Origin of the sequence: Paraburkholderia caffeinilytica (genome assembly GCF_003368325.1) — a bacterium.
Taxonomy (GTDB): Bacteria; Pseudomonadota; Gammaproteobacteria; order Burkholderiales; family Burkholderiaceae; genus Paraburkholderia; species Paraburkholderia caffeinilytica.
The window spans coordinates 1,766,666-1,792,561 of the sequence record NZ_CP031467.1 but is presented as its reverse complement, the minus strand read 5'-3'; the positions used below and the strand labels follow the sequence as shown (position 1 = coordinate 1,792,561).

The window sequence follows — 25,896 nt, the reverse complement described above, 5'->3', positions numbered from 1 at the left end:
TCATGGACTTGACTCAGGTTTCTTCATCCTCCTCTTCGCCTTCGCGGCCGCAGAAGGCGTTCGCGAACGAGGCGCTCAACGTCGCGCAGTATGACGAGCGTCCCTTCCTGAAACGCCTCGGTGTGGTCGACTGGCTGTTCGCCGTCGTGATGGTCGCGGGCGCGGGGTTCGCGCTGTCGCGCTATTACCCGTTCATGAACTACTACGACAAACTGGTGCTGTGCTGCGCAGTGCCGGTGTTCGTCGTGCTGGGCTGGCGCTGGAAGCCGGTGCGTCCGCTGATGGTGGGCATCGCCGCGCTGTCGCTGCTGGCGATCCAGCTCTATCACGGCGATCTGACGCGTGCGGATAACGCGTTCTTCCTCAAATATTTCCTGTCGAGCCAGTCCGCGATTCTGTGGATGAGCGCGCTCTTCGTCTTCGCCACCGTCTTCTACTGGATCGGCCTGCTGTCGCGCTCGCCGACCGGCGCCGCGATCGGGTCGAAAATGACGTGGGCCGCGGTGGTGATGGGCTTCGTCGGTCTGATGGTGCGCTGGTACGAGTCGTACCTGATCGGCGCGGACGTCGGTCATATTCCCATCTCGAACCTGTACGAAGTGTTCGTGCTGTTCAGCCTGATCACCGCGCTGTTCTATCTGTACTACGAGCAGCACTACAACACGCGTGCGCTCGGCGCATTCGTGCTGCTGGTGATCGGCGCGGCGGTGGGGTTCCTGATGTGGTACTCGGTCGCGCGGGACGCCCAGCAGATCCAGCCGCTCGTGCCGGCGCTGCAGAGCTGGTGGATGAAGATCCACGTGCCGGCCAACTTCATCGGTTACGGCAGTTTCGCGCTGTCGGCAATGGTCGCGGTCGCGTATCTGGCGAAGGAGCGCGGCGTGCTGGCAGACCGCCTGCCGCCGCTCGACGTGCTCGACGACCTGATGTACAAGTCGATCGCCGTCGGCTTCGCGTTCTTCACGATCGCGACGATTCTCGGTGCGCTGTGGGCCGCGGAAGCATGGGGCGGTTACTGGAGCTGGGACCCGAAGGAAACGTGGGCGCTGATCGTGTGGCTGAACTATGCGGCCTGGCTGCATATGCGCCTGATGAAGGGGCTGCGCGGCGCGGTGGCGGCATGGTGGGCGCTGACCGGCCTGCTGGTGACGACCTTCGCGTTCCTCGGCGTCAATATGTTCCTGTCGGGGCTGCATAGCTACGGCAAGCTGTAAGATCGGCCGTTCTGAACCGACCAAGAACCGCCGCGTGCTTCGCACCGGCGGTTTTTTTACGTCTGGCGGAATATTCGCTGCATCCGGCGTGTTCGTTAGAGCAGTATCCAAGGATGGCTGGGCGGATGACCAGACGAGCCGATCATCAAGATGGCTCCGTAAGATAAACAACCCGATGGGCCGGCAAGGAGCAGCAGGATGTGGATCAGGCGAAGCGACAAAATTCAACTCGTCGGCGATGACATCGCGCGCAGCGAAATCACGCCGCAGCGAGTCTTCGAGAACCGGCGGCGCGTGTTGCAGGCTGCGGGCGCGTTGGCGCTCGGCAGTCTGATCGGCGTGAACGGCGAAGCGCTCGCAGCGTATTCGTCGCCGGATCCGAAGGCGCAGAAGCTCGCGGCGAAGACCAACGCGAAGTTCGTCGCGCTCGACAAGATCACGCCGTACAAGGACATCACGACGTACAACAACTACTACGAGTTCGGTACCGACAAGGCGGATCCCGCACACAACGCCGGTACCTTGCGTCCGCACCCGTGGAAAGTGAGCGTCGAGGGCGAAATCAAGAACCCGAAGGTGTACGACATCGACGAATTGCTGAAGCTCGCCCCGCTCGAGGAGCGCGTGTACCGCTTGCGCTGTGTCGAAGGCTGGTCGATGGTGATTCCGTGGATCGGCGTGCCGCTTTCCGAGTTGATCAAGCGCGTGCAGCCGACCGGCAATGCCAAATACGTGCAATTCATCACCCTCGCTGACCCCTCGCAAATGCCCGGGCTGTCGACGCCGGTACTCGACTGGCCGTACACCGAAGGCCTGCGGATGGACGAAGCGATGAACCCACTGACGTTCCTGACGATGGGCCTCTACGGCCAGGTGCTGCCGAATCAGAACGGCGCGCCGATTCGGGTCGTGGTGCCGTGGAAGTACGGCTTCAAAAGCGCGAAGTCGCTGGTGAAAATCCGCTTCCTCGATAAGCAGCCGCCGACCAGCTGGAACACCTATGCTTCGAACGAATACGGGTTCTATTCGAACGTGAATCCGAACGTCGATCACCCGCGCTGGAGCCAGGCCACCGAGCGGCGCATTGGCGAGGACGGTTTCTTCACGCCCAAGCGCAAGACGTTGATGTTCAACGGCTACGGCGATCAGGTCGCGTCGCTGTATCAGGGCATGGACTTGAAGAAAAACTTCTAGGCGACGGCGCGACTATGGCTTCCGATACTCAACCTGTTGCTCGAACCGCTACGCAAACCGACCACAGGGCGCGGCAGGCAGTGCACCCCGCTGCTACTGCGAAACGCCCCCCAAGCGGCGCGCGCTGGATCGTACCCGCAAAGATCGCGGTGTTTATGTTGGCGTGGTATCCGCTCGCGCGCATCGTGCTGTTCGGCATGACTGACCGGCTGGGCGCGAATCCGATCGAGTTCATCACGCGCTCGACGGGTCTGTGGACGCTCGTCTTTCTTTGCATCACGCTGGCCGTGACGCCGTTGCGTCGATTGACCGGCGTTACGGCGTTGGCGAGGTTTCGCCGGATGCTCGGTCTTTTTACGTTCTTCTATGCGACGCTTCACTTCACCACGTACCTGTGGTTCGACAAGTGGTTCGACGTGGCCGCGATTCTCAAGGACATCGGCAAGCGGCCGTTCATCACGGTGGGCTTCGCGGCGTTCGTGCTGCTGATCGCGTTGGCCGTTACGTCGCCGCGGGCGATGGTGCGCAAACTCGGACGCCGCTGGCAGGCGCTGCATCGCGCGATCTATGCGATCGGCGGGCTCGCGATCCTGCACTTCTGGTGGATGAAGGCGGGCAAGCACGACCTGATTTTGCCGAGGCTATACGGCGCGATCATGGTCGCGTTGTTAGGGTGGCGTTTGCTCGTCTGGCTGCGCGAGCGGACGTTAAAGTCGCACTGAACCACCCGGTACGGCGCGTAAATGAAAAAAGGCGATGCCGTAGTTGCATCGCCTTTTTTATCGAAGGTTCCAAGCTCTGACGTTTACGCCGGCAAGATCGTTTCGCCCGCAAACAGCTGCTTCACCTCTTCGCGTGCACGGACCACGTGCACCTGTGTACCATCAACCATCACCTCGGCTGCACGCGGACGGGTGTTGTAGTTCGAGCTCATCACAAAGCCATACGCGCCAGCCGAGCGAATCGCGAGCAGATCGCCCGGTTCGACCGCCAGCAGACGCTCACGACCCAGCCAGTCGCCGCTTTCGCAAACCGGGCCGACCACGTCGTACACATGAGCGGGCACGTTGTGCTTAACGACAGCTTCGATCGCGTGATACGCCTCGTACATCGCGGGGCGCGCGAGATCGGTCATCGCCGCATCGACGATGGCGAAGTTCTTTTCCGCACCGGGCTTCAGAAACTCAACGCGCGTCAATAGCACACCTGCGTTGCCGACCAGCGAACGGCCCGGCTCGAAATACACTTCACGATGCCCATGACCGCGCGCTTCGATGCGATCCAGCACGGTGCGCACGAAGTCGCCGATTTCCGGCGGCGTTTCGTCGTCGTACGTGATGCCGAGGCCGCCACCTACGTCGATGTGGCGAATCTTCACGCCGTCCTGTTCGATCTGCTCGACCAGTTCGAGAACCTTGTCGACCGCGTCCAGATACGGCGCGACTTCAGTGATCTGCGAACCGATATGGCAGTCGATGCCGACCACGTCGAGATGTGTCATTGCCGCGGCGGCCCGATACGTCGCGCGTGCATCTTCGAACGCGACGCCGAATTTGTTCGACTTCAGTCCGGTGGAAATATACGGATGCGTTTTCGCATCGACGTCCGGATTCACGCGCAGCGAGACGGGTGCCTTTTTGCCCATTTCCGCCGCCACCGCATTCAGGCGGTCGAGCTCGGGAATCGATTCGACGTTGAAGCATTTGACGCCGGCCGCGAGCGCCTGACGCATCTCGTCCGCATGCTTGCCGACGCCGGAAAACACGGTGTTCTCCGCTTTACCGCCGGCGGCCAGCACGCGCGCCAGTTCGCCGCCCGACACGATGTCGAAGCCCGCGCCGAGGCGAGCGAATACGTTCAGCACCGCGAGATTGCTATTGGCCTTGACGGCGACGTGCACGGTTGCGCGGCGGCCGGCGCAAGCGCCTGCGTAGGCGTTCCACGCTTCGGTGAGCGCGGCGCGCGAATAGACATACAGCGGCGTGCCGAACTGTTCGGCGAGTGAGACGGCGGACACGCCCTCGGCGTGGAACACGCCGTCGACGTAGTCAAATGCGGATCGAGTCATGCGAAAGTCTTATTGAGCGGGAGTGACGGCGGAGGCAGGCTGCGCAGGCGTAGCGGCGGACGCGGCAGCGGAGGGCGGTGCGGCGAGTTCGCTTTCCGGCGACAACGAGAGCGGTGCGCCAGACGTATCCGGCACCTCAGTCGTCGTGGAGGGGGTTCCCGTGCCCGATTTCACCTGATCCGGCGACGGCGGTTGTGTGCGATCAACCGGCTTGGCCGGCAGCGGCGGCACAGTGGGCAAATAGAGCGAACCGCGTTGGCCGCAGCCGGCAAGTGCACAACCTGCGAGAATGGCTAAACCCGCTACAATCGCGCGGCCGGGCACCGCCGCGCGCATCCGAGATACGACTCGCATGACTGTCCCTGAATAAATAATCGATGGAGTTTAGCATGTCCGATAGTGAATACCTGACCCGCGCGGAAGCCGCGCTAGCCGCCATCGAACGCGCGCTCGACGACACGGAAGCCGACATCGAACTCGATCGCAGCGGCAATGTCCTGACCCTCGAATTCGAGAACCGCTCGAAGATCATCGTCAACCTGCAGCCGCCGATGAGCGAGATCTGGATCGCCGCGAAAGCAGGTGGTTTCCACTTCCGTTTCATCGACGGTGAATGGCGCGATACGCGCAGCGGCACGGAGTTTTTTGCCGCGCTGTCGGAGTACGCGACGCAGCAGGCCGGCGAGCCGGTTCACTTCGAAGCGTAAAGCGCCCGTTCCTTCCTGAATGGGATTCGGGAGGGACCGCTTGGGGAACCGCTGAAGCAGCCGATGATGCGATCGCCGGACGGGTCGCTTGCTCAAGCGACCGCCGACGCGACCGCTCAAAAGAAAACCGCCGCGAATCGAGCGCGGCGATTTTCTTTTTCGGGCGGACTTTGCCGTCTTTTCTGAGCGCGTCTTTAGTGCCCGCGGAACAGATTCATGATGTCCTGCTTTTCCTGCTCGCCGACTTGCTCGGGCGCTGCCGTGGACGCGCCGCTTGCCTCGGCATCCAGCGCTGCCTGACTGACGCCGACCGTGGCGACGAAACCGTGGCCCGGCGTGAAGTCGTCGAAATACAGTTCTGAGCCGACCTCGGTCACACCGTCGGGCATCGGCATCTTGTAGTCCGGCACACCCTTCAGTGCACGCGCCATGTACTCGATCCACACCGGCAACGCGAGGCCGCCGCCGGTTTCCTTGTCGCCGAGGCTGCGCGGGTTGTCGTAGCCGATCCACGCAATCGCCGTGAGCGTGTGCTGATAGCCGGCGAACCACGCATCGCGCGAATCGTTGGTCGTGCCGGTCTTGCCGCCGAGGTCGGTACGCTTGAGCACGTTGCTCTTCGCGCCCGTACCCCGTTGCGCGACGCTTTGCAGCAGGCTGTTCATCACGTACGCGTTACGCGGTTCGATCGCGTGCGGCGCACTCTGCTCGGCGATCAGCGGTTGCGCGTGCGCTACGACGATGCCGCGCTGATCGGTGACTTCAGCGATCAAATAGGGGTTGATGCGATAGCCACCGTTAGCAAACACCGAGAATGCGCCCGCCATCTGCAAGGGTGTGACGAGACCCGCGCCGAGCGCCATCGGCAGATAGGCCGGGTGACGATCCGCGTCGAAGCCGAAACGCGTGATGTATTGCTGCGCGTACTTGGTGCCGATGTGGTTCAGGATGCGAATCGACACGAGGTTCTTCGACTTCTGCAGTGCGGTGCGCATGGTCATCGGACCATCGAAACCGCCACCGTAGTTCTTTGGCTCCCACGCCTGGCCGCCCGTCTCCGCGGCGCTAAAAAAGAGCGGCGCATCGTTGATCACCGTGGCCGGTCCGAGTCCCTTTTCGAGCGAGGCCGAATAGATGAACGGCTTGAAGCTCGAACCCGGCTGGCGCCACGCCTGGGTCACGTGGTTGAACTTGTTCTTGTTGAAGTCGAAACCGCCGACCAGCGCACGAATCGCGCCATCCTGCGGCACCACCGAAACAAATGCGCCTTCCACTTGCGGCAACTGCGTGATCGACCAGTTGCCGTCGTCATCCTTCACGACGCGAATGATCGCGCCAGGCCGTACGCGTTGATTCGGCTGCGCGCGCGTGCCGAGCGCGAACTGCGCGAAGCGCAGGCCGTCGCCCTGAATGGTCGCGACGTTGCCGTCGATGAAGGTGGCCTGCACCTGCTTCGGGCTCGCCGCCGTGACCACCGCGGCGATGATTTCGCCGTTGTCGGGATGCTCGAGCAACGCGTCGTCGATGGCCTGTTCGCGGTCGTCCGCATCGGACGGCAAATCGATGAACGCTTCCGGGCCGCGATAGCCGTGGCGCCGTTCGTAGTCCATCAGACCTTTGCGCAGCGCCCGGTAAGCGACGTCCTGATCGGCGGAGTCGATGGTGGTCACGACGTTCAGGCCGCGCGTATACGCTTCTTCGCGATACTGCGCGTACATCATCTGCCGCACCATTTCCGCGACGTACTCCGCGTGTACGCTGAACTCCTTGCCCGCGCCCTTGACGACCAGCCGCTGCCTGCTTGCCTCGTCGTATTGTTCCTGAGTGATGTAGTGCAATTCGTACATGCGCTGCAGGATGTACTCCTGGCGGATCTTCGCGCGCTTCGGATTGACCACCGGGTTATAAGCGGATGGCGCCTTCGGCAAACCCGCCAGCATCGCCGATTCCGCCAGGGTCAGGTCCTTCAGATCTTTCCCGAAGTACACGCGCGCTGCGCTCGCGAAACCATATGCGCGCTGACCAAGATAGATCTGATTCATGTACACCTCGAGAATCTGATCTTTTGTCAGCTTCGACTCGATCTTGTACGCGAGCAGCATCTCGTAGATTTTTCGCGTGTAGGTCTTCTCACTCGAGAGGAAGAAGTTGCGCGCCACCTGCATGGTGATCGTGCTGGCGCCTTGCGTGGCATGGCCGTTGGTCAGCGCGACGATACCGGCTCGCGCGATGCCTGTGAGGTCGACGCCGCCGTGATCGTAGAAGCGCGCGTCTTCGATCGCCAGCACCGCTTTCTTCAGGCTGTCGGGCACGTCCTGAATATGGACGATGTCGCGCCGCTCTTCGCCGAATTCGCCGATCAGCACGTGGTCGGCGGTATAGATGCGTAATGGCACCTTCGGCCGGTAGTCGGTCAGCGCTTCGAGCGACGGCAGGTTCGGCGTTGCCACGACCAACGCATAACCGAGCACCAGCAGCACGCACAGGATGCCTGCGACGATCAGACCCACAAAGCCGATGATCAGCTTGAGCCACAGGGGGCGCTTGCGCTTCTGCGGCGCGGGCGGCGGGGACGTAGGAGACGTGGATTGCATATGGGCACCAAAAAACAGTCCCGCGATTATAGCCGCCTCGCTTTTCAGCTTTCGGCATGCTTACTGACAGTTCTTGACAAGTCTGCACGTCGCGCGGGAATGACTTCACTGTAGACGCTTTGATGACGTGCAGGGCGCACGTCGCGCAACGTTAGCCATTCGGCTGAGTGTCGCGCAGCGGCGCGCCTAAGCACAATCCTCCCTCGTTACTCGCGTTCGAATGGTTCGTCGCGTGAGTCTGAGGGAGGGCGTGATGGCGTTCAAAAGTTCGTGGCTTCAAGGTGTGCAACTCGGCGCGCAGCGTTTTGCTGCGGGAATCGATGTGGGTTCGCAGGCCGTGCGGCTGATCGTGGTGAGTCAGCATTCGCGCGCCCGTGCCGCGCTGCATATCGAACATGCGAGCACCGTGCCGCTCGGCACGGGCGCGATGGCCGGCACAGAGATCGCCGACCGGCACGCGGTGGCGCGTGCCTTGCGCGACGCATTCGCGGGACTGCCGCGCGCGTGTGCGACACATGCATTGCGGTGCGCGATGGCATTGCCCGCTTCGGCCACGCTGACCACTACCGTGCCGCTCACGCGGCTCGCCGCGCTCGCCGGTTGCGCGGGAGACGGCGGGCATGAGCTTGCCGAACTCGAGCCGGCGGTGATGAGCGAAGTCGAGCGCATCGCAGGACTCGAGCGGCATGCGTTGGCGGTCGACTGGTTCGTCGACGAAACGCGTTCACCCATTCGTTCGGTGACGATCGCCGCAACCGCGCGCCAGCATCTCGAAGCGCGTATCGAATGCGCCGCGACCGCCGGTATCTCGCTCACCGCGATCGACGGCGAGCCGCATGCGGCTCTACGCGCAATGCGCTACGCGGCGAGTCACGAACTCGATCCGCACGACCCGTACGTCGCGCTCTGGATCGGTACGGACGGCGTGTATGGCTGGCGCATCGTCGACGACTGCCTGGTCGGCGAAATGCGCTACCCGGCTCCCGAACATGCCGATCTCGCCGACGCGTTGCGCGATCTCGTCCACGGCCCCGTACTCGACTGCGCGTTGTTGAGCGGCGAAGTCGATCTGCTCGACGGCGTGGGTTTTTCGATTGCGGATATCGCTGACGTGTTGGGCTGCACTGTGTTGCCGTTCGAATGCGCGGCGCTTGCTGCGCTTGCACGTCAACTGCGCGATCCGCTGTTGCACGAGCCCGCCGCCGCAGTCGCATTCGGACTTGCGTTGCGCGGCGTACTCGAATGATGCGCGGCTTATCTCTTCGTCTCGATCCGGCGGGCCCGAATAGGCGTGCTTCTACGCGTGGCGCACGCTTTGCACGACCGTGGCTCGGCGGCTTCAATCTGCTGCCGTACAGGCAACGCAATGCGCGGCTCGCGCGCCGGCGGCGTCTGCTCGAATGGTTTGCCGCCGCGCTTGCCGGTTTTGCGGCCGTGCTCGCGTTGGTCGGGTGGCAGGCATTCGAAAGGGCGCGGCTCGATGCGCAACGCGCATCGATCGAACGATCGCTCGCGGAAATGACTGTGCCGCTCGCGGAGCACGCCAGGTTGCTGCGGGTGCAGGACGAACAACGCAAAGGCATGGCGCGTGCGATGAACCTGTCCGAACCGCTTATGCATCTGCGCGATTTGCTGGATGCATTGAGTTTCGAACCCGGTGACGGCGTGGTGTTGCAGCAGTTGCGGCAGCGCGAGCATGAGACGGAATTGCTCGCGACCTCGCGTGGACACATCGCGTCGGCGGAGTGGCTCAAACGCTTGAGTGCGATCCGCGGCGTGAGGGGCGCCGAGGTGAGCGACCTGCATCCCTCGGCGTCACGCAGCGGCGCGGTTGCGGCGGCCGGCGTGACCGGTCCGATCGAATTCGGAGCGCATCTGCGCTGGGACGACCCGCCAAAGAAAACGGCCTCTGCGTTCGGCCCGGCGGCGCAACGTCTCATGAAATCTGAACAATCAGGAGGTACGAAATGAGCACGACTTTTGCCGAGTTCGGCGGCGCGGCGAGCGCGCGGCTTTCTTTTTCCCAGTGGACCAAGGGTGTGCGCCTGCCGCTCGCTGCCTGGAGTCGTCGGCGCCGTTGGCTGGTCGCGCTACTGATCGCTGCGCTGGTATTCGGACTTGGCGCGCATGGCTGGGTTGTGGCCGATTTCGGCGGAGTCGAGGCGAGCCGCACGGCACTGGAGGCGGCCACGCGGCATCTCGCGGATGCGCGCCGTGCGCTGTCGCAATTGCCAGCGCTGCGCAAGGAAGCTGCGGCCGCACCGGGCGCGCAGTTGCCTGCATCATGGACCTCTGCGGACGACGTGCGGATCGTGTCCGAACTCGCGGCGCAGAATGGCGTCTCGTTGCTTTCGGTAGAGCCGGGCGCCACTAGCGGCTCGGGTGTTGACAGCATGCGTCCTGTCCAGCTCACCGCGCATACCGATTTCGTCCACCTGATGGCATTTCTGCGCGGCCTGGCTGATCTGCCGGTGCTGATCGTGCCCGTCGACGTGACGGTCAAGCGCGATGCCGGTTCGCTAGCGGTGAGGGCGACGCTGCGCGTATTCGGTGCGCTTAAGCCGATGCCGATGCCATTAACCGCGACGGCGGACGCGTTTGCCGATGAAAGCCTCGATTCGGACGACGAAGAAGACATCGTGTTTTTCGACCCGTTCTCGCTTCCGCAGATGCTCGCATCCGGCGAGCAGCAGCCGGATGCTTCGCAACTGCGCCTGGTCGGCGTGCTGCACGATCGCACACATGGACTTGCCTTGCTCGATACGCCGGACGGCGCCGCCACGGTCGTGTCTGGGCAACAATTCGGTGCCGAACGGGTCACGCGGCTCGACGCGCTCAGCATCACGCTGGCCAATGGCGGCGCGACGCGCACGCTGGCACTGACGGAGGCGTCCTGATGAGGCTGATGAAGGCGTTCGGCGTCGCTGTCTCGCGGGCCGGCATTCGAGTGTGTTCAGGTTTTGGCGTATGTCGCGGCTTGTCTGGAAGTATGCGTGGGACCGCGGTTCGCAGCCTGGCTTGCAGCGGGATTCGTAACCCGGCTCGCAGCGGGATTCGCAATCCGGTTCGCAGCCTGGCTTGCAGCGGGATTCGTAACCCGGTTCGCAACCCGGCTCGCAGTCTGGTCGTGAGCATGGCGATAAGCGTCGGCATCGCGCACGCATCGCCCCCGCCGCTGCCCACATACATGCCGATCGACGATGCCACTGCGCCGCCCGATGCTCGATACGACGTGCCGCCGCTACCACGCGGCATCGCTGCCGAAGTGCCGAATCCGTTCCACGACAATTCCTTGGATGACTCCGCCGCTGACACTGGCGTGTCGCGAAGGGCAGCAACCGCCGGCATCGGAAGCACCGACGACCCGGCCGGCGACACCGACGGCTCAGTGCCGCTACGGAGGCAATCCGCAGCCTCGGCGCGCGACGACCCCACCGGAACCTCGGCGCTCGAAGGCCCTCCGGTCCCGCTGCCACCGCTTGCGAGACTGAGCGGCGCCCCGAAAACACCCGCCGACGCCAAACTCGCCGCCGACGACAAGCCGATCTCGCTTAACTTCCAGCGCGCGGAACTCGGTGCGGTGCTTGGCGCGTTCGCCCAGTTCACCGGCCTGAACATCGTCGCGAGCGAGAGGGTGCGCGGCGCTGTCTCACTCCGGCTCGACAAGGTGCCGTGGCGTACCGCGTTCGATACCTTGCTCGACGTCAACGGACTCGCGATGGAACGCCACGGCAACGTGATCTGGGTCGCGCCGATCACGGATCTGGCCGCGCGTGAACGGCAGCGTTTCGAAGCGCACGCCCGTGCCGCCGATCTCGAGCCGCTCGCAAGCCGCACATTCGAGCTGCACTACGCGCGCGCCGAAGACGTGCGGCGTCTGCTGACCGGCGCCGGAAACCAGCGCGTGCTGTCCAAACGCGGTGCCGCGACTGCCGATCCGCGCACCAATCTGCTGTTCGTCACCGATCTCGAAGGACGACTCGCGCAGATCACGACATTGCTTGCTTCCATCGACCGGCCGACCCGCCAGGTATTGATCGAGGCGCGTATCGTCGAGGGTGAGCATGGGTTTTCGCGCAATCTCGGTGTGCGGCTTTCCATGGCGGCTGTCAACGCCGACGGCACTGCGCGAGGCTTGACCGGAGGCAAGGACGGTGCCGTGTACGATCTGTCGGCGCGGCCGATTTCCGGTTTCGACGCCGCCACGGCCGGGCTGACCTTGTTCGCCGCCGGCGCGACGCGGCTCCTGAACATCGAGCTGAGCGCGCTGGAGGCCGAAGGGCGCGGTGAAATCGTCTCGAGCCCTCGGGTCGTGACGGCGGATCGGATGAAAGCGGTTGTCGAGCAGGGCACCGAGCTGCCCTATCAGGCGAAAGTGGGACAGGGCGTGTCGGGCGTGCAGTTTCGCCGCGCCACGCTCAAACTGGAGGTCGAGCCGCAAATCATGCCGGACGGCAGAGTGGTGCTGGACCTCGACGTCGCCAAGGACAGCGTCGGCGAGCAGACCGACGCCGGGCCCGCGATCAACACCAAGCACGTGCAAACGCGCGTCGAAGTCGAGGATGGTGGTACGGTGTCGATCGGCGGAATTTACGCAACTGACAACCGGGACGATGTGACGCGAGTGCCTGTCCTGGGCAAAATACCGGTTTTGGGTGCGCTTTTCCGCCATCGGGCCCATCGGGACCAGCGCAGTGAACTGGCTGTTTTCATCACGCCGCGCGTCGTTCAGACAAATTAGGGGCACGCTGCCGCCGCCATCCAGCGGCGGCCTGCAGGCTCGACAAGGCAGCCGCTTTGCCAGTAAGCTGCGGCACGAACCATACCGGATTAGCCAGAGGGACACCGTTGCAAGCGCGGGACGCACACGCCAACGTATTTTTTGTAGGGCTCATGGGGGCAGGCAAAACCACCGTGGGCCGGGCCATTGCGCGCCGTCTCGATCGCCCGTTCTTCGATTCCGACCATGAAATCGAGGCGCGTACGGGTGCGCGCATCCCGGTGATCTTCGAGCTGGAAGGCGAAGCGGGCTTTCGCGATCGCGAAGCGCACGTGATTTCCGACCTGACCGCGCGCGACAATATCGTGCTGGCCACAGGCGGCGGCGCGGTGCTGCGGCCAGAAAACCGCGAAGCGCTGCAAAGTCGGGGCGTGGTGATCTACTTGCGCGCCAATCCGCACGATCTGTGGCTGCGCACCCGGCGCGACAAGAATCGCCCGCTTTTGCAGACCGAAGATCCCAAAGCGCGCCTGGAGGCGCTCTACGAAGTGCGCGATCCGCTATACCGGGAATGCGCGCACTTCGTGATCGAAACCGGCCGGCCATCGGTCAACGGACTCGTCAACATGGTTCTGATGCAGCTCGAGATGGTCGGCGTCGCCAAACATCCTGCGTCATAATGGACCGTATGATTACCGTCAATGTCGAACTGGGCGAGCGCGCCTACCCCATCCATATCGGTGCCGATCTGATCGGCCAGACCGCGTTGTTCGCGCCGCATATCGCCGGCAGTTCGGTCACCATCGTCACGAATACCACGGTCGATCCGCTCTACGGCGACACGCTGCGCGCCGCGCTGGCGCCGCTCGGCAAGCAAGTCTCCACGGTCGTCTTGCCGGACGGTGAAGCGTACAAGAACCTCGACACCCTGAACCTGATTTTCGACGCACTGCTAGGCTCGCGCGCCGATCGCAAGACCACGCTGATTGCCTTGGGCGGCGGCGTGATCGGCGACATGACGGGGTTTGCCGCGGCCTGCTACATGCGCGGCGTGCCGTTCATCCAGGTGCCGACTACCTTGCTGTCGCAGGTGGATTCGTCGGTGGGCGGCAAGACGGGCATCAACCACCCGCTCGGCAAGAACATGATCGGCGCGTTCTATCAGCCGCAAGCCGTGATCGCCGACATTGGCGCGCTGCGCACGCTGCCGGCGCGCGAACTGGCTGCGGGCGTCGCCGAAGTGATCAAGACCGGCGCGATTGCCGATGCCGGTTTCTTCAGCTGGATCGAAGCGAATGTCGAGGCGCTCAATCGCTGCGAGCCCGAAGCGCTGGCCGAGGCGGTCAAGCGGTCGTGCGAGATCAAGGCGTCGGTCGTGGCGCAGGACGAGCGCGAAGGCGGATTGCGCGCGATCCTCAATTTCGGCCACACCTTCGGCCATGCGATCGAAGCAGGACTCGGCTACGGCGAATGGCTGCATGGCGAGGCGGTCGGCTGCGGGATGGCGATGGCGGCTGATCTGTCCGTGCGCATGGGTTATCTCGACGAAACCGCGCGCAAGCGTCTGGTCGACGTGATCGTGGCAGCGCATCTGCCCACCCGGGCGCCTGCGCTCGGCGATTCGCGCTATGTCGATCTCATGCGGGTCGACAAGAAGGCGGAGGCCGGCGCGATCAAATTCATTCTGCTGAAGCGTTTCGGTGAGACGCTAATCACCCAGGCACCCGACGCCGAGGTGCACGCCACGCTGGCCGCCGCGGTCTAGACCGACCCGGTAGCTTCGCAGCAAGGCAGCACGCACGAGCGTCACGAGGCGCCGCCCATGTTTCGGAGAGTCCGGTGACTGACAGGCGCAGCGACGAAGTAAAGCATGATCCGGCAGGCACGCCCGTGAGCGGCGTGCCGTCGCAGGAAGCACTCGAAGCGCATCTCGCGCCGTATGCGGCGCATTCCGCTCAATCGCGCGGCCGCCGCTATCCCGAAGCCGCGCCTAGCGCGCGCACCGAATTCCAGCGCGATCGCGACCGTATCGTTCATTCGACGGCGTTCCGCCGGCTTGAATACAAAACGCAGGTATTCGTGAATCACGAGGGCGATCTGTTTCGCACGCGACTCACCCATAGCCTGGAAGTCGCGCAGATCGCCCGTTCGGTGGCTCGCAACCTGCGCGTCAATGAAGACCTTGTAGAAGCCATTTCGCTCGCGCACGATCTCGGTCATACGCCGTTCGGCCACGCGGGCCAGGATGCGTTGAACGAATGCATGCGGGAACACGGCGGCTTCGAGCACAACCTGCAAAGCCTGGCGGTGGTCGACGATCTGGAGGAGCACTACGGTGCGTTCAATGGCCTGAATCTCTGCTTCGAAACGCGGGAGGGGATTCTCAAGCACTGCTCGCGCGAGAACGCGCGGCGGCTCGGCGCGCTCGGCGAGCGTTTTCTGGAGGGGCGGCAGCCTTCCATCGAAGCGCAGATCGCCAATGTCGCCGATGAAATTGCCTACAACAACCACGACGTCGACGACGGCTTGCGCTCCGGCTTGCTCACGGTGGAGCAGCTCGCCGAAGTCGAGTTATGGCAGACGCACTATGCGGCGGCGCGTGGCGACTTTCCACAGATCGAGGGGCGCCGGCTGATTCACGAAACGGTGCGCCGCATCATCAATACGTTGATCGTCGACCTGATCGATACGACCTCACTCAATCTTGCAAGCCACGCGCCGGCCTCGCTGGAGGCAGTGCGCGCCGCACCGCCGCTGGTCGCGCATAGCGAAACAATCGCCGCGCAGGCGGCCGCGCTCAAGCGTTTTCTGTTCAAAAACCTGTACCGTCACTACCGCGTGATGCGCATGGCCAATAAGGCGCGCCGCGTCGTGGCCGGTCTGTTCGATGCGTTCACCGAAGATCCGCGACTATTGCCGCCCGGCTATCAATCGGCGGACGCGTCGCAGCAACCGCGCCTGATCGCGCATTACATCGCGGGCATGACCGATCGATACGCCGTGAAGGAGTATCAGCGGCTGTTTGTGATCGACGACAACTGAACGGGTTCGCGCCGGCGGCAGCCCTTCTCCCTGCTTCCACGCCTGGCGCAGCCCGCCTAGCGCAGCCGTGACGCAAACAGCGCGCCCGCGATCAGCGCAACGCCGCCGACGATCGCGATCGTTTGCCAAGGGTTTTCATGCACGTAGTCGTCGGCGTCGGCGATCGCCACTTCAGCGCGTTCGCGCATGGCCTCACGGGTGTCGTTCAGGCGGTCGCGTGCCGTGTCGAGCTGCTTGCGCAGTTTGCCGCGCAACGCCGCCGCGTCGGCCTGGGTGCCGTCCGCCAGGGTGGATTCGAGTTCCGACATCAGGGTGCGCAGTTCACCAGCGATATCTTCGGCCGCATGCCGGCTATGGCGAGCGATACGCCGCGCGCGGCGGCTGGTGGTGGTCCAGGATTCGCCGAGGGCGTCTCGCGTGTTCGGAAGTGTTGTCATGATCGCTCCGTCGATGAGGATGAAAAAGTCCCACGCCGTCACGCAGACACACGTTGCCAGCAGGAGACACCTCGAGAGCGCAACTTCGGTGCCAAACCCGCAGCCCCCGTGCAACGTGGCGCGGCCCCCATTCCTCAGCAGATATTGCACGGGTTGACCCGGTTGCTGGTCAAATTTACAAATGCTCGCGCCAGCCCGTCAGGTGAGCTCTACACGACGCAAAGGCCCTTCGGCGCGCACAAACTGAAAAACGCCGTCATTGGATAGATGACAGCGTTGTCCAAGCCGCGAAAATTCGACTACCCTAACTAAACGGCCCCAATTTCGTGACGCGTTAGAAACGGTAACCGATGTTGACGTAGGTAACGATCGGGTTCAGCTTGATCTTGGTTTGCGATTGCACATTCAGCGTGCCGACCGGGGTGCTTGCGGCGGTGTTCAGCTTGGCGGTCGTGCTGAGCGGCAGGTACGAAACCGAGACGCCCGCGAACCAGTGCTGGTTGAACGCATAGGTGAAACCCGCATTAAATACCGGCTCCCACGAACTATCCGTGGAGACACTGGTCGGACCATGCAGAACGTTTGCCTCGAATACGCCGTTGGTGATCTTTTCGTCCGTGAACCAGATGCGGCTCACACCGAGACCGAGATACGGGCGGAAAGTGGCAGTCGGAGCATTGAAGTAGTACTTGAACAGCAGAGTCGGGCTCCATTGTTTTGCCTGACCCAGCTTGCCGAATTGGGCGAGGCTGCCCGAGCCTTCCAGGTCGAACGAAGGCGGGACGCCAATCACGAACTCGGCTGCGATGTGATCTGTGACGAAGTAGCCAGCAGTGAAGCCGAGAGTGTCGGCTGAACTGAGTGTTGCGCCGGTGTTGGCTTCGGTGATGTTGGTCGGGCTGCCGCCGATGCTTGTCACCTTCAACGGTTCGCTGCTCGATTGAGGCGCAAGATGGAACCAGCCTGACGTGACGAAAAAGCTACCGGCCGATTGCGCGTGTGCTGCCGTTGTCATGCAGGCAAGCGCCGCGATCCCCGTTACGGCCTGTTTTAATTTCATATGTGCTCCTCCAAAAAAGGCCCGCTCATTATGACTACAACGTTTGAAACAAACCATACGCGGCGGTTAGAGCTTTCTCCCTAGGCTCCGCGCGGTTTCTGGCTTAGCCGCGCCGCGCCGAACCCTGGGCGTACGCGGTTCTTCGGACCTTCGGGTATGTACCAACGCGACTATTGGATACTCCAGCATGGCACGGCTTGCACGTCTCTATGTCCCTGACCAGCCGCAGCACGTCATCCTCCGCGGACTCGATCAGCAGCCCGCATTCGTTGACGACCAGGACTACGAGCTTTTCATCGACTGTCTGAAAGCGGCTTCACGCGACCATCACTTGTCCATCCACGCGTATGCGCTGATGCCCGGCGCTGTGCAACTGCTCGTCACGCCGACTGAAGAGTCGAGCCTGCCGAAGGCGATGCAGGCGGTGGGACGCCGCTACGTTGCGCACTTCAACCGGCGTTACGCACGCCGCGGCACCTTGTGGGAGGGGCGCTACCGTGCCACGGTGATCGAAGGCGAGCGTTACTTCCTGCTCGCGAGCCGGGTCGTCGAGATGTGTCCGGTGCGCGCCGGGCTCGTGAGCGTGCCGGAAGACTACCGCTGGTCGAGCTACCGTCATCACATCGGCCTCACGCTCGATAGCCTGATTACCGATCACCCGTTGTACTGGTCGCTCGGCAACACGCCGTTCGAGCGACAGCGCGCTTACCGGGAGTTGTGCGAGCAGCCGCTCGACGAACGCGAAGCCAGCCAGCTTCAGCAGGCCACCTTGAAAGGCTGGGTTTTGGGCAGCGACACCTACCGTGAATGGGCGGCACGGGCCGCCAACCGGCGCGTTTCACCGCTGCCGCGCGGCCGGCCACGCAAGGTGCGCGAAACGCCGCAAACGCAATAAAGCGTTTCATATCAAAGGGCTGCACCCGGAACGGCATCTTCGCATGCCGTTTTCTTTTGCACCTTTTTGATGTGGAACCAATAAAAAATAGCCGCAATGCACCAATTTGATAATTGGGGATCGACCATCACGTTTTATTTGCTATTCCATTGATTCGTCGCGTATATTCCGAATTCCGGCACTTTTTGGCACGCGCAGCATTCGAGCGTACCGAGTCGCCGACGCGGTTGCGGTGCGCACTGCGGCAATAGAAAAACGGTTTTAACGGCCTGTCCGGCCCCTCACAGACGGTGTCCCCATGAACGACCACCAGCAACCGACTCACCCGGTTCCCGCCGCGCAAGGTCTGTACGACCCGCAAAATGAACATGACGCCTGCGGCGTCGGCTTCGTTGCTCATATCAAGGGCAAGAAAAGCCACGAGATCATCGAGCAAGGCCTGAAGATTCTCGAAAACCTCGACCACCGGGGCGCCGTCGGCGCCGATCCGCTGATGGGCGACGGCGCGGGCATCCTGATCCAGATCCCGGACGGTTTCTATCGTGAGGAAATGGCCAGGCAGGGCGTGGTGTTGCCGCCGCACGGCGAATATGGCGTCGGCATGGTGTTCCTGCCGAAGGAGCACGCGTCGCGTCTCGCCTGCGAACAGGAACTGGAGCGCACGGTGAAGGCCGAAGGCCAGGTCGTGCTGGGCTGGCGCGACGTGCCGGTCGACCACACCATGCCGATTTCGCCTACCGTCAAGGCGAGCGAGCCGCTGATCCGCCAGATTTTCATCGGCCGCGGCAAGGACATCATGGTGACGGACGCGCTCGAGCGGAAGCTGTACGTGATCCGCAAGACCGCGAGCCACCGCATCCAGGCGCTCAAGCTCCAGCACGGCAAGGAATACTTCGTGCCGTCGTGCTCGGCGCGCACGGTCGTCTACAAGGGCCTGCTGCTGGCCGGCCAGGTTGGGGTGTACTACCGCGACCTGCAGGACGAGCGCACGGTGTCGGCGCTGGCGCTGGTGCACCAGCGCTTCTCGACCAACACGTTCCCGGCTTGGGAACTGGCTCACCCGTACCGCATGATCGCCCACAACGGCGAGATCAACACGGTGAAAGGCAACGTCAACTGGCTGAACGCCCGTACCGGCGCGATCGCGTCGCACGTGCTCGGCGACGATCTGCCGAAGCTGTGGCCGCTGATCTACCCGGGCCAATCCGACACGGCATCGTTCGACAACTGTCTCGAACTGCTGGTGATGGCCGGCTACCCGCTCGTCCACGCCGTGATGATGATGATCCCGGAAGCGTGGGAACAGCACACGCTGATGGACGACAACCGCCGCGCGTTCTACGAATATCACGCCGCGATGATGGAGCCGTGGGACGGCCCCGCCGCGATCGCCTTCACAGATGGCCGTCAGATCGGCGCGACGCTCGACCGTAACGGTCTGCGTCCGGCGCGCTACATCGTCACGGACGACGACCTCGTCATCATGGCGTCGGAAGCGGGCACACTGCCGATTCCCGAGTCGAAGATCGTCAAGAAGTGGCGTCTGCAGCCGGGCAAGATGTTCCTGATCGACATGGAACACGGCCGCATCATCGACGACAAGGAATTGAAGGACAACCTCGCGAACGCCAAGCCGTACAAGAGCTGGATCGATGCGGTCCGGATCAAGCTCGACGAAATCGAGCCGAAGGCCGAAGACGTCGTGACGGAACGCCGCGAAGCCGCTGCCTTGCTGGATCGCCAGCAGGCGTTCGGCTACACGCAGGAAGACCTCAAGTTCCTGATGGCGCCGATGGCGCAAGCGGGTGAAGAGGCCGTCGGCTCGATGGGCAACGACTCGCCGCTGGCCGTCATGTCCAACAAGAACAAGACGCTCTATCACTACTTCAAGCAGTTGTTCGCGCAAGTCACGAACCCGCCGATCGACCCGATCCGTGAAAACATGGTGATGTCGCTGGTGTCGTTCGTCGGTCCGAAGCCGAACCTGCTGGACACGAACAACATCAACCCGCCGATGCGTCTCGAAGTGTCGCAGCCGGTGCTCGACTTCAAGGACATCGCCAAGATCCGCGCGATCGATCAGTACACGGGCGGCAAGTTCAGCTCGTACGAACTGAACATCTGCTATCCGGTGGCCTGGGGCAAGGAAGGTATTGAAGCGCGTCTGGCCTCGCTGTGCGCGGAAGCCGTGGATGCGGTCAAGTCCGGCTACAACATGCTGATCGTGTCGGACCGCAAGACCGACCGCGACAACGTCGCGATTCCGGCGTTGCTCGCCACCGCCGCGATCCACACGCACCTCGTTCAGCATGGTCTGCGCACGAGCGCGGGTCTCGTCGTGGAAACCGGCTCGGCGCGTGAAACGCACCACTTCGCGTTGCTCGCGGGCTACGGCGCGGAAGCCGTGCACCCGTACCTCGCGATGGAAACGCTCGGCCAGCTCGCAGCGGGTCTGAAGGGCGACCTGTCGGCGGAAAAGGCGGTGTACAACTTCACCAAGGCAGTCGGCAAGGGCCTGCAGAAGGTCATGTCGAAGATGGGCATTTCGACCTACATGTCGTACACCGGCGCGCAGATTTTCGAAGCGGTCGGCCTTGCTGAAGACCTGGTGTCGAAGTACTTCAAGGGCACGTCGTCGAAGGTCGGCGGCATCGGCCTGTTCGACGTCGCGGAAGAAGCGATCCGTCTGCATCGCGATGCGTTCGGCGACAACCCGGTGCTCGCGACCATGCTCGATGCGGGCGGCGAGTACGCCTATCGCGTGCGCGGCGAAGAACATATGTGGACGCCGGATGCGATCGCCAAGCTGCAACACTCGGCGCGCAGCAACTCGTACCAGACGTACAAGGAATACGCGCATCTGATCAATGACCAGACCAGGCGCCACATGACGTTCCGCGGCCTGTTCGAATTCAAGTTCGATCCGACCAAGGCGATCCCGCTCGACGAAGTGGAATCGGCGAAGGAAATCGTCAAGCGTTTCGCCACCGGCGCCATGTCGCTGGGCTCGATCTCGACCGAAGCCCACGCCACGCTGGCTGTCGCGATGAACCGCATCGGCGGCAAGTCGAACACCGGCGAAGGCGGCGAGGACGTGAACCGTTATCGCAACGAACTGCGCGGCATTCCGATCAAGAACGGCGACACCATGAAGTCCGTGATCGGCGACGAAGTGATCGTCGATATTCCGCTGAAAGAAGGCGATTCGCTGCGCTCGAAGATCAAGCAGGTGGCGTCGGGCCGTTTCGGCGTGACGGCGGAATACCTCGCCTCGGCCGATCAGATCCAGATCAAGATGGCGCAAGGTGCTAAGCCGGGCGAAGGCGGTCAGCTGCCGGGCCACAAGGTGTCGGAATACATCGGCAAGCTGCGTTACTCGGTGCCGGGTGTCGGCCTGATCTCGCCGCCGCCGCACCACGACATCTACTCGATCGAAGATCTGGCGCAGCTGATTCACGACCTGAAGAACGCCAACTCGGCGGCCAGCGTGTCGGTCAAGCTGGTGTCGGAATCGGGCGTGGGTACGGTGGCTGCGGGTGTCGCCAAGGCGAAGGCCGATCACGTCGTGATCGCCGGCCATGACGGCGGTACGGGCGCATCGCCGCTGTCGTCCGTGAAGCATGCCGGCACGCCGTGGGAACTCGGTCTGGCCGAAACGCAGCAGACGCTGGTGCTGAACCAGTTGCGCGGCCGTATCCGCGTGCAGGCCGACGGTCAGATGAAGACCGGCCGCGACGTGGTGATCGGCGCGCTGCTCGGCGCGGACGAATTCGGCTTCGCGACGGCGCCGCTCGTCGTCGAAGGCTGCATCATGATGCGCAAGTGTCACCTGAACACCTGCCCGGTCGGCGTCGCGACGCAAGATCCGGTGCTGCGCGCGAAGTTCCAGGGCCAGCCGGAACACGTCGTGAACTTCTTCTTCTTCGTTGCGGAAGAAGCGCGCGAAATCATGGCGCAACTCGGTATCCGCAAGTTCGACGATCTGATCGGCCATGCCGAGCTGCTCGACATGAAGAAGGGCATCGAGCACTGGAAGGCGAAGGGTCTCGACTTCTCGCGCGTGTTCTATCTGCCGCAGGTGTCGGCGGAAGTGGCGCGCAAGCATGTCGACGTGCAGGATCACGGTCTCGACAAGGCGCTTGACCACACGCTGATCGAGAAGGCGAAGGCTGCAATCGACAAGGGCGAGCACGTCTCGTTCATCCAGCCGGTGCGTAACGTGAACCGTACGGTCGGCGCGATGCTGTCCGGAACGATCGCCAAGAAGTATGGCCACGACGGCTTGCCCGACGACGCGATCCATATCCAGTTGAAGGGCACCGCGGGTCAGAGCTTCGGCGCGTTCCTCGCCAAGGGCATCACGCTGGATCTGGTCGGCGACGGCAACGACTACGTCGGCAAGGGCCTGTCGGGCGGCCGCATCATCATCCGTCCTACGAACGATTTCCGCGGCAAGTCGGAAGAAAACATCATCTGCGGCAACACGGTGATGTACGGCGCGATTGAAGGCGAGTCGTTCTTCCGCGGCGTGGCCGGCGAGCGTTTCTGCGTGCGTAACTCCGGTGCGACGGCGGTTGTCGAAGGCACGGGCGACCACGGTTGCGAATACATGACGGGCGGCACGGTGATCGTGCTCGGCGAAACGGGCCGCAACTTCGCGGCCGGCATGTCGGGCGGTATCGCTTACGTGTACGACCCGGACGGCACGTTCGCGGGCAAGTGCAACAAGTCGATGGTCGCGCTCGATCCGGTTCTGCAACAGGCCGAACAGGAACGCACGGTCGACAAGGGCTTGTGGCACAGCGGCACGACCGATGAAGCCCTGCTCAAGGGTCTCATCGAACGTCACTTCCAGTTCACGGGTTCGCCGCGTGCAAAGGCGCTGCTCGAAAACTGGGATGCGTCGCGCCGTCAATTCGTGAAGGTGTTCCCGACCGAATACAAGCGCGCACTGGGCGAGATGGCCGCGAAGAAGGCGAACAAGGAAGTGCTCGCCGCCTAATCCGCCCGTGGCCCGCCAGCGGTTCGACCCGCAGAGACGTCACACTTAGCCGTACCCGCCGCGCTCGACTATCGAAATTTCGACGCGGCGGGTGTAGATCACCTCACCTGATACAGATAGAGAAGAGAACCACATGGGCAAGGCAACCGGTTTTCTCGAGTTCGAGCGCCGCCACGAGGCGTACGAAGCTCCGCTCACGCGTGTGAAGCACTACAAGGAATTCGTCGCGGCATTGACCGACGACGAAGCGAAGATTCAAGGCGCGCGTTGCATGGACTGCGGCATTCCGTTCTGCAACAACGGCTGCCCGGTGAACAATATCATCCCGGACTTCAACGACCTGGTGTTCCATCAGGACTGGAAGAACGCGATCGAAGTGCTGCACTCGACGAACAACTTCCCCGAGTTCACGGGCCGCATCTGCCCGGCGCCGTGCGAAGCAGCATGTACGCTCGGCATCAACAACGACCCGGTCGGCATCAAGTCGATCGAACACGCGATCATCGACAAAGCGTGGGCCGAAGGTTGGGTCGCGCCGCTGCCGTCGAAGCACAAGACCGGCAAGAAGGTCGCGGTGGTCGGTTCCGGCCCCGCCGGTTTGGCCGTTGCGCAGCAACTTGCGCGCGCGGGGCACGATGTCACCGTGTTCGAAAAGAACGACCGAATCGGCGGCTTGCTGCGTTACGGCATCCCTGACTTCAAGCTGGAGAAGTGGCTGATCGACCGCCGCATGCGCCAGATGGAAGCTGAAGGCGTGACGTTCCGCGCCAACGTGTTCGTCGGCAAGGCGGATTCTCTGCCGGCCTACATCGGCAACACCGCGAAGGAAACCATCACACCGGCCGAACTGAAAGAACAGTTCGACGCGGTGGTGATCGCCGGCGGTTCGGAAACGCCGCGCGATCTGCCGGTGCCCGGCCGTGAGCTGGAAGGCATCCACTACGCGATGGAATTCCTGCCGCAGCAGAACAAGGTCAACGCCGGCGACAAGGTCGCGAACCAGTTGCTCGCCAAGGGCAAGCACGTGGTCGTGATCGGCGGCGGCGATACGGGTTCGGACTGCGTCGGTACGTCGAACCGTCATGGCGCGAAGAGCGTCACGCAATTCGAACTGTTGCCGCAACCGCCGGAAGAAGAGAACAAGCCGCTCGTGTGGCCGTACTGGCCGATCAAGCTGCGCACGTCGTCGTCGCACGACGAAGGCTGCTCGCGTGATTGGGCGGTCGCCACCAAGCGCCTCGAAGGCAAGAACGGCAAGGTCGAAAAGCTGATCGCCGCGCGCGTCGAATGGAAGGACGGCAAGATGCAGGAAGTGCCGGGTTCCGAATTCGAAATGAAGGCTGATCTGGTGCTGCTGGCCATGGGCTTCACGCAACCGGTGTCGCCGGTGCTCGAAGCGTTCGGCGTCGACAAGGATGCGCGCGGCAACGTGCGCGCCTCGACTGAAGGCGACAAGGCGTATTACACGTCGGTGGACAAGGTCTTCACCGCGGGCGATATGCGCCGCGGCCAGTCGCTGGTGGTGTGGGCAATCCGCGAAGGCCGTCAGTGCGCACGGTCGGTCGACGCGTTCCTGATGGGGCATTCAGAACTGCCGCGCTAACGTCTCTGAGGACGAGGTGGAGACAACAAAGCGGTAAAAAACAAAGCCGGGAACCCGAGAGGGTGACCCGGCTTTTTAACGTCGGCTCGCGCTTATTTCCGATAGCGCGCCAACGTCAGCCCTTCCAGATCGATCTCCGGCGTGCGCTGCGTGATCAGATCTGCAACCACCCGGCCCGAGCCCATCGACATCGCCCAGCCCGTCGAGCCGTGTCCGAGATTCAGCCACAGATTGGCCACGCCGGATGGGCCGAGCAACGGCGCGCCATCGGGCGTCATCGGCCGGCGGCCCACCCAGAAGTGCGCTGAGGTCGGATTGGCCGCGTGCGGAAACCAGTCGCGGAGTACTTTCATCAGCGTCTGCAAGGCCTGCTCGCGCAAGGTCGTCTGGCGATTGCCGAGCTCCGCGGTGCCGGCCACGCGCAGGTTGTTGCCGAAGCGCGTGATCGCTGTTTTCAGCGACTCGTCCATCAGTGCCGCATGCGGGGCCTTTTCGTCGTCGGTGACCGGCAGCGTCGCCGAGTAGCCTTTGACCGGGTAGAGCGGCACCTTCACACCGAGCGGCGCGAGCAGCGCCGCACTGTCGACGCCCAGTGCCACCACTACCGCATCGGCTTGCAAGGTCTCGCTACCGCGTTCGCTCTCGATATGCACCGCGCGAACCGTACCGCCTCGCACGTCGAGCGAGCTCGCGCGCGTGTCGAAGCGAAACTGCACGCCGTTGCGCTCGCAGATCGCGCGCAATTCGCGGGTGAAGCGGGCGCAATCGCCGGCTTCGTCGTCGGGGAGATAGAGACCTGAGAGCGGCGTCTGGCGCGCCCAGCGCAAACCCGGTTCGATCTCGACGCACTGCGCGGCGCTCACCTCGCGGTGCGCGATGCCCGCGTCACGCAAGACAGCCAGCGCCGGTTGCGCAAGCTCGACGTCGTACTCGCTGCGGAACAATTGCAGATAGCCCTGGCTGCGACCATAGTCGAACGGGTGACGGCCGCGGAATTCGAGCAGGCACGCGCGGCTGTAATACGCGATGCGTTGCATGCGCTGCTTGTTGACGCGAAAACGTTCGAGGTCGCATTCGCGCAGCCAGCGAGCGATCCAACGCCATTGAGCCGGATCCAGGGTGGGGCGGAAAATCAGCGGTGAGGCCGGCTCGAACAGATACTTGAGAATCTTCGCCGGCATGCCGGGCGCGGCCCACGGCGTGACATAGCCCGGCGCGATCACGCCCGCGTTGCCGAAGCTGGTGGAGAGTGCAACGTCCGGCTCACGCTCGATCAGGGTGACGTCGCAGCCTTGCTGGCGCAGGTAAAACGCGGTGGCGACGCCAATGACGCCGCCGCCCAGAACAATCGTTTTCATGG

The 25,896-nt window shown here is 63.2% G+C and carries 20 protein-coding genes and 1 pseudogene; 15 read left to right on the top strand and 6 right to left on the bottom strand.

The window, feature by feature from the left end:
• Positions 1-2 precede the first annotated feature (2 nt).
• From ccsB to msrQ, 3 genes are all read left to right on the top strand, one after another.
• A complete protein-coding gene (ccsB, locus tag DSC91_RS24175; protein ID WP_115781213.1) occupies positions 3-1,214 on the top strand; it encodes a c-type cytochrome biogenesis protein CcsB in 1,212 nt (403 codons plus the stop codon).
• Between the two features lie 198 nt (positions 1,215-1,412).
• Entirely contained in the window at positions 1,413-2,408 is a 996-nt protein-coding gene (gene msrP / locus DSC91_RS24170; protein ID WP_115781212.1) for a protein-methionine-sulfoxide reductase catalytic subunit MsrP, read from the top strand.
• A 14-nt stretch (positions 2,409-2,422) separates the two neighbouring features.
• Positions 2,423-3,130 carry a protein-methionine-sulfoxide reductase heme-binding subunit MsrQ gene (gene msrQ, locus DSC91_RS24165; RefSeq protein WP_115781211.1) on the top strand — a complete coding sequence of 236 codons (708 nt, stop codon included), beginning with the start codon at positions 2,423-2,425 and terminating at the stop codon, positions 3,128-3,130.
• An 83-nt stretch (positions 3,131-3,213) separates the two neighbouring features.
• On the opposite strand, the gene lysA is transcribed toward msrQ, so the two are convergent.
• Positions 3,214-4,476 (bottom strand): diaminopimelate decarboxylase, encoded by a 1,263-nt coding sequence (gene lysA / locus DSC91_RS24160; RefSeq protein ID WP_115781210.1) that lies wholly within the window; start codon positions 4,474-4,476, stop codon positions 3,214-3,216.
• 9 nt (positions 4,477-4,485) lie between these two features.
• On the bottom strand, positions 4,486-4,830 hold the full coding sequence (gene lptM, locus DSC91_RS24155; RefSeq protein ID WP_115781209.1) for an LPS translocon maturation chaperone LptM: 345 nt from the start codon (positions 4,828-4,830) through the stop codon (positions 4,486-4,488).
• Between the two features lie 35 nt (positions 4,831-4,865).
• Here lptM and cyaY point away from each other — a divergent pair, with 35 nt between their 5' ends.
• Positions 4,866-5,183, top strand: a complete 318-nt coding sequence (gene cyaY, locus DSC91_RS24150; RefSeq protein ID WP_115781208.1) for an iron donor protein CyaY — start codon at positions 4,866-4,868, stop codon at positions 5,181-5,183.
• Between the two features lie 194 nt (positions 5,184-5,377).
• On the opposite strand, the gene DSC91_RS24145 is transcribed toward cyaY, so the two are convergent.
• Positions 5,378-7,777, bottom strand: a complete 2,400-nt coding sequence (locus DSC91_RS24145) for a penicillin-binding protein 1A (protein ID WP_115781207.1) — start codon at positions 7,775-7,777, stop codon at positions 5,378-5,380.
• A 253-nt stretch (positions 7,778-8,030) separates the two neighbouring features.
• Between DSC91_RS24145 and pilM the strand changes: the two genes are divergently transcribed.
• The 8 genes and pseudogenes from pilM (at position 8,031) to DSC91_RS24105 (ending at position 15,539) form a co-directional block, all read left to right on the top strand.
• Positions 8,031-9,023, top strand: a complete 993-nt coding sequence (pilM, locus tag DSC91_RS24140) for a type IV pilus biogenesis protein PilM (protein ID WP_115781206.1) — start codon at positions 8,031-8,033, stop codon at positions 9,021-9,023.
• Positions 9,023-9,748, top strand: a complete 726-nt coding sequence (locus tag DSC91_RS24135; RefSeq protein WP_115781205.1) for a fimbrial assembly protein — start codon at positions 9,023-9,025, stop codon at positions 9,746-9,748. The genes pilM and DSC91_RS24135 overlap by 1 nt, the downstream gene beginning before the upstream one ends.
• Positions 9,745-10,674, top strand: a complete 930-nt coding sequence (locus DSC91_RS24130; RefSeq protein WP_115781204.1) for a type 4a pilus biogenesis protein PilO — start codon at positions 9,745-9,747, stop codon at positions 10,672-10,674. Before DSC91_RS24135 ends, DSC91_RS24130 begins: the two co-directional genes overlap by 4 nt.
• 28 nt (positions 10,675-10,702) lie before the next feature.
• A pseudogene (locus tag DSC91_RS38675) lies at positions 10,703-10,813 on the top strand (hypothetical protein); the annotation flags it as partial.
• A 97-nt stretch (positions 10,814-10,910) separates the two neighbouring features.
• Positions 10,911-12,518: a type IV pilus secretin PilQ gene (locus DSC91_RS24120; protein ID WP_115781202.1), complete on the top strand. Its 1,608-nt coding sequence runs from the start codon at positions 10,911-10,913 to the stop codon at positions 12,516-12,518.
• A gap of 107 nt (positions 12,519-12,625) precedes the next feature.
• Positions 12,626-13,177, top strand: a complete 552-nt coding sequence (locus DSC91_RS24115) for a shikimate kinase (protein ID WP_115781201.1) — start codon at positions 12,626-12,628, stop codon at positions 13,175-13,177.
• Positions 13,178-13,185: 8 nt separating this feature from the next.
• Complete coding sequence (gene aroB / locus DSC91_RS24110) at positions 13,186-14,262, top strand: 3-dehydroquinate synthase (RefSeq protein WP_425272053.1); 1,077 nt, start codon at positions 13,186-13,188, stop codon at positions 14,260-14,262.
• 74 nt (positions 14,263-14,336) lie between these two features.
• Complete coding sequence (locus DSC91_RS24105) at positions 14,337-15,539, top strand: deoxyguanosinetriphosphate triphosphohydrolase (RefSeq protein WP_115781199.1); 1,203 nt, start codon at positions 14,337-14,339, stop codon at positions 15,537-15,539.
• A 56-nt stretch (positions 15,540-15,595) separates the two neighbouring features.
• Here DSC91_RS24105 and DSC91_RS24100 read toward each other — a convergent pair whose 3' ends face one another.
• Entirely contained in the window at positions 15,596-15,976 is a 381-nt protein-coding gene (locus tag DSC91_RS24100; RefSeq protein WP_115783472.1) for an ElaB/YgaM/YqjD family protein, read from the bottom strand.
• A gap of 334 nt (positions 15,977-16,310) precedes the next feature.
• A complete protein-coding gene (locus tag DSC91_RS24095) occupies positions 16,311-17,036 on the bottom strand; it encodes an OmpW/AlkL family protein (protein WP_115781198.1) in 726 nt (241 codons plus the stop codon).
• Between the two features lie 187 nt (positions 17,037-17,223).
• Here DSC91_RS24095 and DSC91_RS24090 point away from each other — a divergent pair, with 187 nt between their 5' ends.
• From DSC91_RS24090 to DSC91_RS24080, 3 genes are all read left to right on the top strand, one after another.
• On the top strand, positions 17,224-17,931 hold the full coding sequence (locus DSC91_RS24090; RefSeq protein ID WP_115781197.1) for a transposase: 708 nt from the start codon (positions 17,224-17,226) through the stop codon (positions 17,929-17,931).
• Positions 17,932-18,229: 298 nt separating this feature from the next.
• On the top strand, positions 18,230-22,933 hold the full coding sequence (locus DSC91_RS24085; protein ID WP_115781196.1) for a glutamate synthase-related protein: 4,704 nt from the start codon (positions 18,230-18,232) through the stop codon (positions 22,931-22,933).
• A 133-nt stretch (positions 22,934-23,066) separates the two neighbouring features.
• Entirely contained in the window at positions 23,067-24,536 is a 1,470-nt protein-coding gene (locus DSC91_RS24080; protein WP_115781195.1) for a glutamate synthase subunit beta, read from the top strand.
• 92 nt (positions 24,537-24,628) lie between these two features.
• Here the strand turns inward: DSC91_RS24080 and DSC91_RS24075 are convergent, their stop codons facing one another.
• Entirely contained in the window at positions 24,629-25,894 is a 1,266-nt protein-coding gene (locus tag DSC91_RS24075) for a D-amino acid dehydrogenase (protein WP_115781194.1), read from the bottom strand.
• Positions 25,895-25,896 lie beyond the last annotated feature (2 nt).